General features: G+C 43.0%; 9 protein-coding genes. 7 read left to right on the forward strand and 2 right to left on the reverse strand.

What is annotated here, in order from left to right; all coding sequences use genetic code 11:
• Positions 1 to 61 precede the first annotated feature (61 nt).
• Both QZ576_RS05235 and QZ576_RS05240 read right to left on the reverse strand, forming a co-directional pair.
• Positions 62 to 220, reverse strand: coding sequence for a hypothetical protein (locus QZ576_RS05235; RefSeq protein ID WP_297094800.1), 159 nt, complete (start codon positions 218 to 220; stop codon positions 62 to 64).
• Between the two features lie 143 nt (positions 221 to 363).
• Positions 364 to 4,650, reverse strand: coding sequence for a two-component regulator propeller domain-containing protein (locus QZ576_RS05240; protein WP_297094801.1), 4,287 nt, complete (start codon positions 4,648 to 4,650; stop codon positions 364 to 366).
• Between the two features lie 165 nt (positions 4,651 to 4,815).
• On the opposite strand from QZ576_RS05240, the gene QZ576_RS05245 reads away from it, so the two are divergent.
• From QZ576_RS05245 to QZ576_RS05275, 7 genes are all read left to right on the forward strand, one after another.
• Positions 4,816 to 5,364: a sigma-70 family RNA polymerase sigma factor gene (locus tag QZ576_RS05245; protein ID WP_297094802.1), complete on the forward strand. Its 549-nt coding sequence runs from the start codon at positions 4,816 to 4,818 to the stop codon at positions 5,362 to 5,364.
• Positions 5,365 to 5,504: 140 nt separating this feature from the next.
• On the forward strand, positions 5,505 to 6,503 hold the full coding sequence (locus QZ576_RS05250) for a FecR family protein (RefSeq protein WP_297094803.1): 999 nt from the start codon (positions 5,505 to 5,507) through the stop codon (positions 6,501 to 6,503).
• Between the two features lie 105 nt (positions 6,504 to 6,608).
• The gene (locus QZ576_RS05255; protein ID WP_297094804.1) at positions 6,609 to 9,899 is read left to right on the forward strand and encodes a TonB-dependent receptor; all 3,291 of its coding nucleotides are present in this window, start codon (positions 6,609 to 6,611) and stop codon (positions 9,897 to 9,899) included.
• 18 nt (positions 9,900 to 9,917) lie between these two features.
• A complete protein-coding gene (locus QZ576_RS05260) occupies positions 9,918 to 11,546 on the forward strand; it encodes a RagB/SusD family nutrient uptake outer membrane protein (protein WP_297094805.1) in 1,629 nt (542 codons plus the stop codon).
• A 73-nt stretch (positions 11,547 to 11,619) separates the two neighbouring features.
• A complete protein-coding gene (locus QZ576_RS05265; RefSeq protein ID WP_297094806.1) occupies positions 11,620 to 12,192 on the forward strand; it encodes a twin-arginine translocation signal domain-containing protein in 573 nt (190 codons plus the stop codon).
• 155 nt (positions 12,193 to 12,347) lie between these two features.
• Entirely contained in the window at positions 12,348 to 13,715 is a 1,368-nt protein-coding gene (locus QZ576_RS05270; RefSeq protein ID WP_297094807.1) for a glycoside hydrolase family 27 protein, read from the forward strand.
• Between the two features lie 11 nt (positions 13,716 to 13,726).
• Entirely contained in the window at positions 13,727 to 16,108 is a 2,382-nt protein-coding gene (locus tag QZ576_RS05275; protein ID WP_297094808.1) for a glycoside hydrolase family 127 protein, read from the forward strand.
• Positions 16,109 to 16,182: the final 74 nt, after the last annotated feature.

A 16,182-nucleotide genomic window follows, 5' to 3' on the forward strand; every position in this document is an offset into this window, starting at 1 on the left:
CTTGCTATAAAGTATTGATAGACTGAAGTGTTAAAATCGAGCCCAGTGCACACTTTGCAGTTTATGTTCCGTGTAGTGTACTTTTTTCAACTTTGCTAAATCCGGGAAGTGAATTGCTCCGGTTGCGGAATACGGCACCGGTTAAGGTGCGTTGTGCAAAACTTGTGTCTGAAGAAAACAGAGACAGGCGCACAATTAGATAAGTTAAGTTCTTTTTCATAATTAATTAAATTGGTTTACACGTAATTTCTGTTTGTAAAACTACGTAAGACCCGTGGGAGCCGGGTGGACAATTTAATATGCTTAGTGGACGATTGTGGAAATCTGTTTTTAGCGTGTGTTTTCGGTGCTTTTGGCTGGTGTTCAGGCCTTTTTAGTGTAGTCGCTTGGGCTTATTCCGTAGAACTTTTTGAAGATGCGACTGAAGTATTTTGGGTCGTTAAAGCCGGTTTTAAAGGCAATTTCAGAAATCGATTGATCGGTTGTTTTAATCAGTTCAACCGATTTTTTCAGTTTGTAGGAGTTAATAAAATCGGTAATGTTGAGGTCGGTTAATGCCTTTATTTTTTTGTACAATAAGCTTCGGCTTACAAACATTTCGCGCGCAAATTGTTCCACCGAAAAGTTGGGTTCGGCATAATTTTTCTCCAAAACCTGGTAGGCTTTTGTTATGAACTCCTCGTCTAATTTGTTCGACGAAAACTTATCGGGAGCCACCGGTTCAGGGCTGCTAAAACTATTTTTAATTTTTCGGCGCGACTCGATAATGTTGCGCATTTTTATCTCAAGAATCTGCAGGTTGAACGGTTTTGGAATGTAGTCGTCGGCACCGGTTTCCAATCCTTCAATCCAGCTTTCCACCATATTTTTTGCCGTTAGCAGAATAATCGGGATGTGGCTGGTTTGAATGTTCTTTTTCAGTCGGCTGCACAATTCAATGCCGTCCATAACCGGCATCATTACATCGCTGATAATTAATTCGGGCGAATATTTTTTGGCCATTTCCAAGCCAATTTTTCCGTTTTCGGCACCCAAAACCCGGTAGTCCGATCGCAGCGTTTGCAGCAAGAAACTGCGTAAATCGAAATTGTCCTCCACAATTAATATGGTAGGTTTTGTTTTGTTGCTCGGTGTAACTTCGTCCAGTTCGTAGTTGGTGTTACGCGCCACAATATGCTCACTTAATACATTCACCCGGCCTTCGAGGTTGATTTCGGTTGGCACGCTGGTTTCGTTAATCTGGTCGCTTTCAAAACGGTCTTTCGAATAAGGCATGTAAACGGTAAACGTACTGCCTTTCCGGGGTTCGCTTTCCACTTTAATTTCGCCATTTAGTGCTTGCACAATTTCGTAGGTAAGCGCCAACCCAATTCCCGAGCTGGTAAAATCGGTTTGTTTTCCCGATTCAACATCTTTATAAAATCGGTTAAAAATGTGCGGCATATGTTCTTCGGAGATTCCGCGTCCGGTATCGATAACACTGATGGCCACAAACGGAGCATCAATACCATCTTTCCGGTCTTTTGTAATCTTCTCCACTTTTAAGGTGATTGAACCCGAAGCCGGCGTGTTTTTAAAGGCGTTGGAAAGCAGGTTGTAAAATACGTTCTCTACTTTCTCGGCATCAAACCAGGTTTCTTCTTCTATGTCGGTTTCAACAAAGTGGTAGTTAATTTTCTGGTGCTCGGCCAGGTCTTTAAACGACTCGAAAATACCGTGTAAAAATTCCTGCAGGTTGCCTTTGCTCACATTCAGTTTTAGTTTTCCGGTTTCAATGCGGCGGAAGTACAGCAACTGGTTAATAAGGTGCAGCAAACGCTGTGCGTTGCGGTTAATAATGTTCAGCGTATTTTGCGTGTTGGCGTCGGCTTTCATGTTTTTCATTAACTGCTCAAGCGGGTCGATAATAAGCGTTAACGGTGTGCGGAATTCGTGCGAAATATTGGTAAAAAACCGCAGACGCAACTGGTTTACCAGCTTTACTTTTTCGTTCAGCTCAATTACTTCGTCGCGTTGTTTGGCAATTTGCTGGTTTTGTTTCTCCAGCTCTTCTTTTTGCTCCTCGATTTTAAAAGTACGTTCGCGCACCTGCACTTCCAGCTTGCGTTTTTGCTCTTTCAGGAATTGCGTACGGTAGCGAATGTAGATTAAAACCATGGTGATGATAAACATTATCGCCAGCATCTGAAACCAGGCAGTTTCCCAAAACGGAGGAACAATGGTTATGGTGAGTGCGGTGTAATTCTCCGACCAGATTCCATCGCTGTTGGCCGCTTTTACCTTAAAAACATACTGCCCGCCGGAGAGGTTGGTATAGTTGGCAAAACGGCGGTTCGACGAAACTTCAACCCAGTCCTGATCTACGCCCTCCATTTGATAAGCGTATTCTATTTTGCCCGGCTGAAAATAGTCGAGCGCCGAAAACTCGATGGAGAAAACAGCATCTTTGTAGGAGAGTTCGATCTTGTTGGTTTCGCTTATTGGCGCATCTAAAATTACCTTCGAATGGTATTTCTCGCCAATAACAACCGGCTCGCTAAACACCGAAAACTGTGTAAATACCGGCTGCGGAATATTCGGGTACGATTCAAATTCGGCCGGGTTGAAATAGTTCAATCCATCAACGCCACCAAAATATAAATTGCCACGATCGTCGGAGCAGGAGGCCGACCAGTAAAACTGATCGCTCAATAATCCATCGCTCGAGTAGTAGTTTTGGAAGTTTTCCTCAATCGGATCAAATCTCGACAAGCCGTTATCGGTTGAAATCCACAGATTCCCTTCAGAATCTTCCTCAATGCCATAGGCAACGTTGTTACACAATCCGTTTTGTTGATTGTAACTAATAAAACCGCCACCACTCCCGTTTTCGGTGTATTTACAGATGCCGTTTCCGTAGGTGCCAATCCAGATGGTTCCGTCGTGGGCTTCAAAAAATGAGGTGACATAATTACCGGCCAACGAAGCTGAATCGGTTGGATCAGTTAAGTATTTTTCGAAACCGATTTCTTCGGTATTTTCGTTAAGCGCCAAAAGTTCGGAGCGCTTAAACCGGTACAAACCATTTTCGGTTCCTACCCAAACTCTGTTTTGGCTGTCGGTTAAAAGACATCCAATTTCGAGTGGCTCATCGATGTTCATTTTTTCGTGAACATGCAGGAAAATATTTTCTTCAGGATCGTAAATGTCAAGTCCGCCGCGGGTTCCAATTAATATGTGTTCGTTATCGAGGTACTCGAGACTTGAAATAAAACTGCTGCACAAACTTTTGTTGTCGCCGGGTACGTTTACCGAAACTTCGAAACGATTTTGCCGCTCCGAGAGCAACTTGTTCAATCCGCCTCCCCAGGTACCAACAAGCAGGTGGTTTTGGTGGTCGCGGATAAACGAGGTTACAAAGTTGCTGTTTATACTTTGCGGGTTATCGTCCGATTGCTCGAAATGGATCGTTTTCCGCCCGTTGTTGCTAATGCGGTTTACTCCGCCACCGGCTGTTCCCACCCACAAAACATCGTTTTCGGTAAAAACCGAGTTAATGGTGTTGTGGCTTATAGAATTCGGATTGGAAGCTTCGTGAGTAAGCGCATTAAATGGCTTTTGGTAGGTGTTGTAATGGTTAATACCTCCTTTTTCGGTACCGATCCAAATGTTGCCCAGTTTGTCGGCATACAGCGAATTGATAAAAGGATTGTTCAGGTATTCGCGTTCCTCGCTACTTGTTGGCAGGCTTGTAAAACGCTGAGTGGCCGGATTATAAAAATTCAATCCTCCCAGTGTGCCAACCATTATTATTCCGTTGCGGTCTTCAATAATATCGTAAACCGACAGGTGATTCAGGTCGTTTGGATTGTTGTTATCGGCGCCGTAGTAAGTAAGATCGAGCGTGCTGGTGCTGTAATGGTACAAACCAACATCGATGGTGCCCAGCCAAATATCGCCTCTTCGGTCGGCAAGAATGGTAAGTATGTTTAACCCGCCAATATTGCTGATGTCTTCATAAAGTCGTTCCCAAAGCGGTTTGAGTTTTCCACCCGATAAGTTAATAACCGATAAACCGTTGTTGGTGCCGGCCAGTAAATAATTGTCGGGCAACAGGCATAAGTTATTTACATTTTTATCGGTAAGCTGGTTTTCAAAAACCGACTCAACCGATGATGCGGTCTGTCCTTCGTTTTCAATTTTCCAGATGCCGCTGCCGGCTGTTGCCGCCCAAAGTGTATTGTTTTTGTCGTTTATAATGTGGGTAATGGAAATGCCACCAAGTTTTTCAGTTAAAAGCCGTATTTCGGTAAACTTCATCAGCGAGTAGTCGAAAAAGGCCAATCCTTTATTGGTACCCACCCAAAGGTTTCCGTTTTGGTCTTCGCAAAGTGTTTGTATAAAGTTTCCGGGAAGCCATTCCTCCTGCTGGCTCTGAAAGATCTGAAAAGTATACCCATCAAAACGGCACAGCCCGTTCCAGGTGCCAAACCACATAAATCCTTTGCTGTCTTTTAAAATACAGTCGATGGTGTTTTGTGGCAGTCCTTCGTTGGTGGTGAGATAATTCAGGCGGGGCTGTTCGAGTATTACCCCCGATTGCGCATGGCTATTCAGTCCTATCTGAAAAAGGAGGATTAGAAGAATACCATATTTTAAAACGGTTTGCATAAGCCCTGCTACATGTATCGCTACAAAACTATGTATTTAAATAGGATTGGGCAAGATATGTAGTTCTGGTAATCATTCAAAACGATTTTGCAGAACAGCGTTGAATAAATAATTTGGATTTTCGGATTAAACAATGTTATTTTTGTTTCAATCAAACTATTCTACGTGGATCGACTAAAGTTGTGGAAAGATATTCAGAGCGGCGATGTAAACGCATTGCACGATTTGCACAAACGGTATTTTCATCCGATGTGTTTGTTTGCGTTTAAATCAATCAACGATCACCAACAGGTTGAGCACATCGTTTCGGATTGTTTTTTGAAGATCTGGAAAAACAGAAAGCGCATTGAAATAAAATCTTCGCTTGAATCGTATCTGTATCAAATTCTGCGAAATGCCATTATCGATTATCACCGGGCAAAACACGATAACACCATTTCTTTTGATCAGATTCCGGATATTCCCGACGAGGCGGAAGTGAACAACGAACAGCGCTATGCAAAATTATACACTGCCATTTCGCGATTGCCCGAAAAACGCCGGCAAATTTTAGAACTCGCCATTTTTGAATCGTGCACTTACCAGGAAATTGCCGAAAAGCTCGGTATCACAAAAAATACGGTAAAAACGCAGATGGTTCGTGCCTACGGGTTTTTAAAAGAATCGCTGGATCCCGTCGACTTCTTCTTTTTCTGTTTCCTGAAGAAAATTTAAAATATTCACTTTTCCTGTCACCCTTTCACCAACTTTTCTTCGTCATACTATTGCGAATACGTTTTTTATAGATTAGTTTGGTTAGGTAGGATTTATAAGAGCAGCAGCAAAAACAACTGTTGCTCTTTAAAAAAAGTTAGATGATAGAACACAACAAAGATAGATTTTGGGAGCTGGCAACGCTAAAGATTCACAACGAAGCAAACGCCGATGAATTAAGTGAGCTGAGTTCGTATCTATCGGATGAAAAATATGCCAAAATATACACCGAAATAGCGCATTTAAGAGAAGATGTAAAAGCCACTCAAAAGCTTTCGCTTGTTTCGCAGCAAAACTCATGGACCCATATTACAACCCATTTGCAAAACAAAACCATACAGTTGTTCCGAAAAGTTTCGGGCTATGCCGCTGTTTTTGTAGTTGCCTTGTTGTTGGGAGGTTTGGCGGTTCAAATGTGGAGCCAGAAAAGCTACGAAGAGCGGTTTGCAGAAGTAAAAGTGCCGCTGGGGCAAATGTCGGAAGTTACCTTGTGCGATGGTACGCATGTTTGGCTGAACTCGGGAACTACACTGAAATACAGCAATGCGTTTGGCCGAAATAGCCGAAATGTTACCCTCGATGGAGAAGCTTTTTTTGACGTGGAAAAATCCGATGTTCCGTTCCGCGTAAAGTTAAAGCACTCATTCGTAGAGGTTTTGGGAACCCAGTTTAATGTTATCTCGTACAAACACGATAGTAACAGCGAAATTACGCTGGTTGAGGGGAGTGTTAACGTAAATAATCTGAATGGAAATAACATCGCACATCTGGAACCATCGCAGCAGCTTACTATCGACGATGAGTCGCTGAAAGCAAAACTGAGAACCGTAGATACCGGTTTTTATGTGTCGTGGACCGAAGGAAAAATTGTATTCCACGACGAAAAACTCTCGGAAATATGCGAGCGGTTGGAACGGTGGTACAATGTGGATATAACGCTGGAAGACAAAGAGGTAGAAGAATTAAATTTTTCGGGAACAATACTTAAGGATAAACCATTTAGCCAGATTATAACAGCATTCGAACTTTTATTGCCGGTTGAAATTGAATTCAGGCATGTGTCGGGTGCTAAAGACAAAGTAACCATTTCTAAAAAATAGTGCCTATGTAAAAACGCGTATGAACTAAAAACGGTAAAGATGCTGCCACATCTCTACCGCAAATCGATTTAAATATCTCAGTAATAATTTAAACCATGTAAATGTATGAAAAAACTAATTAAAGCGATTGGTAGTAACCGGTCGTGGAACCAAATTTTATTGAAAATGAAACTTACGTTTTCCTTTCTGTTGATTGGATTGATTACAGTCAGTGCCTCAACGTATTCGCAAAACACCAAGCTTGATGTTTCGTTAGAAAACAACAACATTATCGAGCTGTTCCGTCAAATCGAAGAAAAGAGTGAGTTCTACTTCTTTTATCAAAAAGAAGATCTTTTAGCATTTAACGAAGTATCAGTATCGAAAGAGAATGCTACAATTAATGAAATTCTGGACGATGTACTTGCAGAAACCGATATGATCTATGAAGTAGTGGATCGGTATGTAATTGTTCGCAAGGATGGAAAATCGTCTTTCGGAGTGGATGATGATGCAGACCAGCAAAACCGGGTTACTGGTAAAGTGGTCGACGAATTTGGAGAGCCGCTGCCCGGTGTAACCGTTGTTATTAAAGGAACTGCGCAGGGAACCGTTACCGATGTAAACGGTGAGTACAGCCTGGAGGTAGCTGCCGAAGATGCTGTTTTGCAGTATTCGTTTGTTGGAATGCGCTCGCAGGAAATTGCAGTTGCCGGCCAAAGCAACATCGATGTAACTCTTGTGGTTGATGCCATTGGAATTGAAGAGGTAGTTGCGATTGGTTACGGAACCGTAAAAAAGGCCGATGTAACCAGTGCGGTATCTTCAGTTAAATCGGAAGACTTTGTAAAAGGTAGCGTAAAAGATGTTGGTCAGTTGATCCAGGGAAAAGTTGCCGGTTTAACCATTACATCAAGCAGTGGCGACCCGCTTGCCGGAACATCAATTACTTTAAGGGGTAACACTACGCTGTTCGGAACCAGCAGCAGCCCGCTGGTATTAATCGATGGCGTGCCGGGCGATTTTAACGCTGTAGCTCCTGAAGATATCGAATCAATCGACGTATTAAAAGATGGTTCGGCAGCAGCAATTTACGGTACCCGTGGTACAAACGGTGTAATCCTTATTACAACAAAACGTGCCAGTGGCGATTACGAAGGAAATGTTGAATACACCGCATATATTTCTACACAGCAAATTGCGCAAAAAGCCGAAATGCTTACCGCTGCTGATTACCGTCAGCAAATTGCAGCCGGTATTCGCGATGCCAGCGACGATCTTGGCGCAAACACCGACTGGATCGACGAGATAACTCAGACACCATTTTCGCAAGTTCACAACTTAACATTCCGTGGCGGAAATAATAAAACAAATTATTTGGCCAGCATTAACTACAACGACACTGAAGGTATTTTCCTGAAAACAGGTAAAAAAACCTTTACTGCCCGTACCGATATTAACCACAGTATGTTTGATGATCTGATCAAATTTAACCTGGGTATTCTATCGCGTAATATTTATCACGACAATGTGGCCAGTACCAACTACACATATCGTCAGGCAAAAATCTACAACCCAACAGCGCCGATAACAAATCCTGATGGAACATGGTACGAAAATCCGGGAGCTTTCAACTACGACAACCCTGTTGCCCGAATTAAAGAAAGTAACGGCGAGGATCGTTCGCAGTGGTCGCGACTGAACGGAACAGTTATCATTAATCCATTCGAAGGTCTTACTTTGAAAGGATTATTTAGCTACTCGAAATACAATTCGCGCGGCAGTTACTACGAAACCAAAAATCATATTTCAAACGTTCGTAACGGATTGAATGGTTATGCTTCAAACTCATCGGTTGAGTCGATCGACCGTTTGGTTGAATTAACAGCCGAATACCTTAAAATTATTGGCGAACACCGTTTTACCATTTTGGGTGGTTACAGTTATCAGGATAACGACTGGCACGATTTGTTGATGACCAACCAGGATTTCCCTACCGACCTTTTTGGTGCCGATCAAATTCAGTTGGGTACCGGAATTCTTGAAGGCGGAACTTCGTCGGGTATCAGAAGCAGAAGAACCAAAACTAACCTTATTGGTTTCTTCGGACGTTTAAATTATAACTACAAAAACCGTTACCTGTTAATGGCAAGTTTGCGTCACGAGGCAGCAAGCCAGTTGTACGGAACCGAAGAACCTTGGGGTACTTTCCCATCTGTTTCTGTTGGTTGGCGTATTTCGGAAGAGTCGTTTATGGAGAATGTTTCTTTTGTTGACGACTTAAAATTCAGAGCCGGTTATGGTGTAACCGGAACACAGCCAAGTAACTTGTTCCTTGGAGTAGCTACAATCGGTTATTCCGGTTCGGTTTATTCAAACGGACAGTGGATGCAAACATTGGCTCCAACCCGAAACCCAAATCCATACCTGCGTTGGGAGGAGAAAAAGGAAACCAACCTCGGTGTTGATTTTGTTTTGGCCGACAGCCGTGTAAGCGGTAGTATCGATGTGTATAATCGTACCATCGACGGATTGTTGTACGATTACACTGTTCCTGTGCCTCCAAACTTAGTTACAACTACACGCGCCAATGTTGGTAAAATGGAAAACAAAGGATTGGAAGTATTGGTAAATGTAGTGCCTGTGCGCACCAGAGATTTTGAGTGGATAAGCAGTTTTAATTTCTCTACCAACTCGAATAAACTGGTTAGCCTGTCAAACGACTTGTACCAGGCAACCCAGGAGTATTTTACTACCGGAGGAACCGGCGAACCAATTCAGACTTTTACTCACCGTGTTGATATTGGCGATAAGATCGGTAATTTCTACGGGTTCAAAGTGGTTGACGTTGATGAAGACGGAAAGTGGATTTACGAAGACGCCGAAGGAAATGAAGTTCCTTCTGATGAGTTCTCGCGTGCTTTCGAAGACAAACATGTGTTAGGAAACGGTTTGCCAAAATTCTATGCCGGCTGGAACAACAATTTCCGTTACAAAAATTTCGATCTGGGTGTTACTATGCGTGGTGCATTTGGTTACCAGATTCTGAATTTCGAGCGCATGTACCTCGAAAATACCATGTCGATTCAGTACAACCGTTTACAATCGGCTTACGATCCAATATTCGGAAAAGCTGTATTGAGCGATGAAATGGACCTGGAATACAACTCGTACTACATTGAAGACGGTGATTACTGGAAGATTGACAATATTACATTGGGATACACTTTTGATCTCGACAATGAATACATTAAAGGAGCGCGCGTTTACGTATCTTCTCTGAACACCTTCACCTTCACAGGTTATAAAGGTGTCGATCCGGAAGTATCCAGAAGCGGCCTTTCTCCGGGCAACGACTATCGCGATAAATATCCGACAACACGGACATTTACTTTGGGTGTAAACGTTAACTTTTAATTCTAAAACTGATCAGAAATGAAAAAAATAAAATATAGCAATCAATTCGGCATATTATTTCTAATTCTGGCCTTGGTGATTTCATCATGTACCGAGTTGGAAGACACGAGTTACGGAGAAATTATTGCCGAACAATTCGAACCAACAGAAGAAGATATTGTAGCCATTGTTGGCTCGGCATACGGAAACTGGAGACAAATATTATTGGAGTGGAATGGTTTGTGGCGAGCTCAGGAAGTAGGCGCCGACGAAATCGTAATTCCGGGCCGCCCAAACGGTTGGGTTGATGGTGGTATTTACCGCCGTATGCACGAACACGACTGGACTACCGACGACAATAATGTGTATGTAACATGGGACAGAACATTCTCGGGAATTGCCAACTGTAACCGTGTAATTTACCAGGTAGAATCGGGCTTTTTGCCGCTCGAAGAAACAAAAGATGAGGTACTTGCTGAATTAAAAGTTCTTCGTGCAAGTTACTATTATATCCTGATTGACCTGTACGGAAATGTTCCGTTGGTAACCAGTTTTGATGTGGAAGAAGGTTATTTGCCTGAGCAAAGTTCAAGAGCCGAAGTGTTCAACTTTATTGTATCCGAAATTACCGATAACATTCAATACCTGTCGTCCGATTTTAACGCGCTTACTTATGGCCGTTTTAACGAATGGGCAGCACGTACTTTGTTGGCAAAAATGTATTTAAATGCTGAGGTTTACACCGGCACGCCAATGTGGAACGAATGTATTGAGCAGTGTAATGCAATCATCAACTCGGGCGCAGGTTACGAGCTGGAAGGTAACCAGAAAAGTGTGTTTGTTACCGAGAATCAAAACTCGAAAGAGATTATTTTCGGATTATCGATCGACGACCAGTATACAACTGCCTGGAACGCGTTCGATATACATATGCAAACTTGTCAGCCGTCAATGCAGGCTAAATACAATTTGCAAATGACTCCGTGGGGAGGTATGTGTGCCATTCCGCAGTTTATCGACACTTTCGATCCGGAAGATAAGCGCCTTACCAATAACTTTATGATGGGGCAACAATATTCGGCTGCCGGCGATCCGCTGTATGTTACAATGGGTAGCCTGGTTGGCGAGCCACTGGCATTGGTAAACGAACTGCCGGGCGTACATTCTTCGGAAGAAATCCACGGTTATCGTTTCGAGAAATTTGAGATCGCACTGGGTTCTTCAAATATTCTGAACAACGATTATCCATTGTTCCGTTACGCCGATGTGTTGATGATGAAAGCCGAATGTTTACTTCGTACAGGAGATGCTGATGAAGCAGCAGCAATTGTTTCTGAAGTTAGAGCACGTGCTTTCGACGATGCAGCAAAGGCAACAGTTACGGGTGCTGAATTGATGGAAGGAAGTGTTTACGACTATGGTTTGCGTAACGAATTCGACACTACTGAAGAAGGTGGTGCAGATGTTCAGTACGGTCGTTTCCTTGATGAGTTGGGCTGGGAGTTCAACCAGGAAGGACGCCGCCGTCAGGATATGATTCGTTTTGGAATTTACACAACCAAGTCTTATTTGTCGCACACGCCAAATGGCGAGTACCGTGCCTTGTATCCAATTCCTCGCGGAAGACTGGAATCAAACACCAATTTGAGCCAGAATCCGGGATATTAGTCAGTTAATTCAACTTTATAAAGGGAGCCTGACTTCGCGATGAGGTCAGGCTCCTTCTTCAAATTTGATTGAGATGGAAGCCAATAATACCAGCAATAGTCGCAGGAGTTTTATCAAGAAATCATGTTTGGCAGGTTCTTGTGCTTGCGGATTTTTAGCTTTTGCGAATGAAAGTCGTGCAGAGGAGCAACCCGATTCCGGGAAATTACTCATGCAGCAGTGGATTTCAACTCTCTTAAAAAGTATCGACGATAACACCGAAGCTTCGCAACAGATTTTGAAGAATTGTGCCCAGGTACATTTTCAGCATTTAGAAATGGAAAAAGTGCTGCAACCGTACAAAGGCGACAACGAAAAATTCATCTCATTTTTGGAAAAAGAGTGGGGCTGGAAGATTGATTACGATAAAGATGCCGGTGTAGTATTGGCCAACGAAAACAAGGATTACTGTGTTTGCCCAATGGTAAATCAGGAAAAAGGAGTGGACTCATCAATATTGTGTTACTGCTCTGAAGGATTCGCCGAACTCATGTTTTCCTTTGTTTCAGAACATCAGGTTAAAGCAGAAGTAGTATCATCAATCCATCGCGGAAAGAATACCTCTATTTATAACAATAATACTTGTATTTATAAAGTGCTTCTATAATTTTTCATGAGATTTACGTGATAACAAATATGTGCAAGTTTTTTACCGATTTGTCCACATAATACTCATAAATGTCTTCTCAAAAAATAAGAGTTTGTTTTACTTTTGTTATTATGCTTTAGGCGTTTGTGTTGTAAATAAATTCAATAAAAAATATGAAAAACTTAAAACTACTTTCTGTCGCAATTCTTTTTGCACTTTTTGCATGTAATAATCAGAAACAAGCGGAGCCGTTTGCCAAAGGCGAGTTTAAAACCTGGGCCGAAACGCCACCAATGGGGTGGAATAGTTGGGACTGCTACGGGCCAACTGTTGAGGAACACGAGGTAAAAGCCAATGCCGACTACATGGCCGAGAAAATGAAAGATTACGGTTGGGAATACATTGTGGTTGACATCCGTTGGTTTGTTGAGAACGACAAAGCCGGTGGTTATAACCAAACCGATCCGCGTTATGTAATCGACGAATACGGACGTTACCAACCTGCCGTAAATCGTTTCCCGTCGGCTGCCGATGGTAAAGGTTTTAAAGAACTGGCCGAATATGTACACGGCAAAGGATTAAAATTTGGTATCCACATTATGCGCGGTATTCCAAAAGTGGCGGTTGAAAACAAATTACCGATTTTAGGAACCGATGGAATTACTGCCGATCAGATTTACACAACCGAATTGCAATGCCCATGGTTACGAGATAATTACACCATTGTTGCCGATAAACCCGGCGCACAGGAATACTACAACTCGATTATGAATATGTATGCAGGCTGGGGAGTTGATTTTATCAAGATCGACGACTTGTCGCGCCCATACCATCAGGCAGAAATTGAACTGATCCGCAACGCCATCGATAATTGTGGCCGCCCGATCGTTTTAAGTACATCGCCCGGTGCAACTCCAATTACAGCTGCCGACCACGTAAAAGAACATGCCAACATGTGGCGTATGGTCGACGATGTTTGGGACTCGTGGTGGCATTTCGATCACCTGATAAAAGTAACTGAACAATGGTATCCGCACATTGCGCCCGGAACCTGGCCCGATTGCGATATGATTCCGCTGGGACGTATCTCAATTCGTGGTGAACGTGGCGAAGAGCGCATGACCCGTTTGACTCCTGATGAGCAATATTCGTTAATGACCTTGTTTACCATTTTTAAATCGCCACTGATGTTTGGCGGCGACCTGCCAAGTAACGATGAATTCACGCTGTCGTTGTTAACCAACGAAGAAGTGCTGAAAATGCACCGCGAAAGCACCGATGTTAAACAACTTTTCCAGGATGAAAGCAAAGTGGGAATCACTTCAAAAAATCCAGATACCGGAGATGTTTACCTGGCACTATTCAATATTTCTGATGGTGAAGAGCCGTTGAATGTGGGTGTTGAACTTTCAGAATTGGGTATTGATGGCGAATGTTCTGCAATAAATATGTGGACAGGAGAAGACCTTGGAACGTTCTCCGGATCCATTGATGAAAATCTTTTGGCACACGAAAGTATCTTGTTAAAACTACAACAGTAATTTCTAATTTGATGAAGTATACAGCGTTATTCATATTGTTATTTTTTGCCCTGAATTCATGTGTTAAAAAAGAAGTAGATGATTCGCCGGTTGAGTATTTTGATCTCAGCGATGTAAGATTACTCGACAGCGAATTTAAAAACGCGCAGGAACAGGACATTGCCTACCTGATGGCGCTTGATCCCGATCGTTTATTAGCTCCGTTTTTGCGGGAAGCCGGTTTGGAACCAAAGGCCGAAAGTTACCCGAACTGGGAAAACACAGGCCTCGACGGGCACATTGGCGGGCACTACCTTACAGCGCTGTCGTTGATGTACGCTTCAACCGGCAATACGGAGATGAAGGAAAGACTCGACTACATGATCTCCGAGTTGAAACGCTGCCAGGATGCCAACGGAAATGGTTACATTGGCGGTGTGCCGGGTGGACAAACTGCTTGGGATGAGATTAAAAGTGGTAATATCCGTGCCGGAGGTTTCAGTCTGAATGGCAAATGGGTGCCGCTGTATAACATTCATAAAACTTACGCCGGGTTGCGCGATGCGTGGTTGTATGCCCACAGCGAAACGGCCAAACAAATGCTGATCGATATGACCGACTGGATGCTGGATTTGGTATCGGGGTTAAACGATGAGCAGATACAGACCATGCTAAACAGCGAACATGGCGGTTTAAATGAGACTTTTGCCGACGTAGCCGAAATTACCGGCGACGATAAATACCTCGAGCTGGCTAAAAAGTTCTCGCATCATGTAATTCTTGATCCTTTAATCAAGCATCATGATGAGTTGAATGGGAAACATGCGAATACGCAAATTCCAAAAGTTATCGGTTATCAGCGCATTGCCGAATTGGACGGCGACTCTGCCTGGTCGGATGCGGCCCTGTTTTTTTGGGATGAAGTGGTAAATGGCAGAAGTGTGGCAATTGGTGGAAACAGCGTACGCGAGCACTTTCACCCAAAAGATGATTTTTCGGAAATGATCTCGTCGGTTGAAGGTCCTGAAACCTGCAATTCGTACAATATGCTGAAACTGACCAAAATGTTGTACCCCACTTTCGGCAACAACAGCAAGTTTATCGACTATTACGAGAGGACACTTTACAATCATATTTTGGCGTCGCTTAATCCCGACAACGGCGGCCTCGTTTATTTTACGCCCATGCGTCCCAACCATTACAGGGTTTATTCGCAACCTCAAACCAGTTTTTGGTGTTGCGTGGGGTCCGGTATCGAAAATCCGGGGAAATATGGTGAGATGATCTATGCGCACACCGATAAGTCGCTCTATGTGAATCTGTTCATTCCTTCAGTACTAAACTGGGAAGCAAAAAACACAGAGCTTGTTTTGGAATCGCAATTTCCTGATGAGGACAAGGTTTTTTTAACCATCAATCCGAACGAAAAAACGAATTTTGAATTACACCTTCGTTATCCATCGTGGGTAGAAGAAGGAGCGCTAAAGGTATTGGTGAACGGTAAAAACGCAAAATACCAGGTGTCGGAAAATGGTTATGCCGTTGTTACTCGCGAATGGGAAAAAGGCGATAAAGTTGAGCTGGTTTTACCGATGAAAGTTACGGTAGAACAGTTGGAAGATGGTAGTAATAATTATGCTTATGAATATGGCCCGATTGTGCTGGCAGCAAAAACCGGCACCGAAGATTTGAAAGGATTGTACGCCGATGCAAGTCGTATGGGACACGTTGCACACGGTAAAATGATTCCGCTGAAAGACCGCCCTGTAGTTGTGTCATCAGCTGATAATTTGCCATCGATGCTTGAAAAAGAATCCGGAGATAAGCTGGCATTTAAACTAAACAATTTATACCCGGAAGAATACGAGAGCGGACTGGAACTTTTACCGTTTTACCGGATACACGAGTCGCGATATAACATTTACTGGTCGCAGGCAACTAAAGAAGAGATGAACGATATGATTCGCCAGGTTGAGGAAGAAGAAAAAGCCCGAATTGCCTTAGATGCCATTACTGTTGATAAGGTTGAATCAGGTGAGCAGCAGCCCGAATCAGATCACTTCGTCAAGTTTGAACGATCAAGAATCGGGTACGCAAATGATTATCACTATCGCGAAACAAGCGACTTCTTTAGCTATAACCTGAAAAATCCGGATAAGAAAGGTCGTTTTTTACACCTGAAATATTTTGATTCAGGTTATCCGCGCACGGCAGAAATTTTGGTGAATAACAAATCTGTAGGTACTTTGGAACTGAATGGAGGAGATGAAAATGCTATTCTGGAAAAAGTAATCCCGATACCTGAAAGCGAAGTAGCCAAACAAGAACTGGTATTTAAGGTGCAGGCTTCCAACGATCAAGCCAGCATGCGTCTGATTGAAGTTCGTTTACTGAGTAGTAACGAAATTCCTTAATGATAAGGCAAGAATAACTCAAAAGAAAGCTATCGGAACAGGATGGCTTTCTTTTGCTTATAACTAAATTAGCA

It is taken from the genome of uncultured Draconibacterium sp. (assembly GCF_913060805.1).
GTDB lineage: Bacteria > Bacteroidota > Bacteroidia > Bacteroidales > Prolixibacteraceae > Draconibacterium.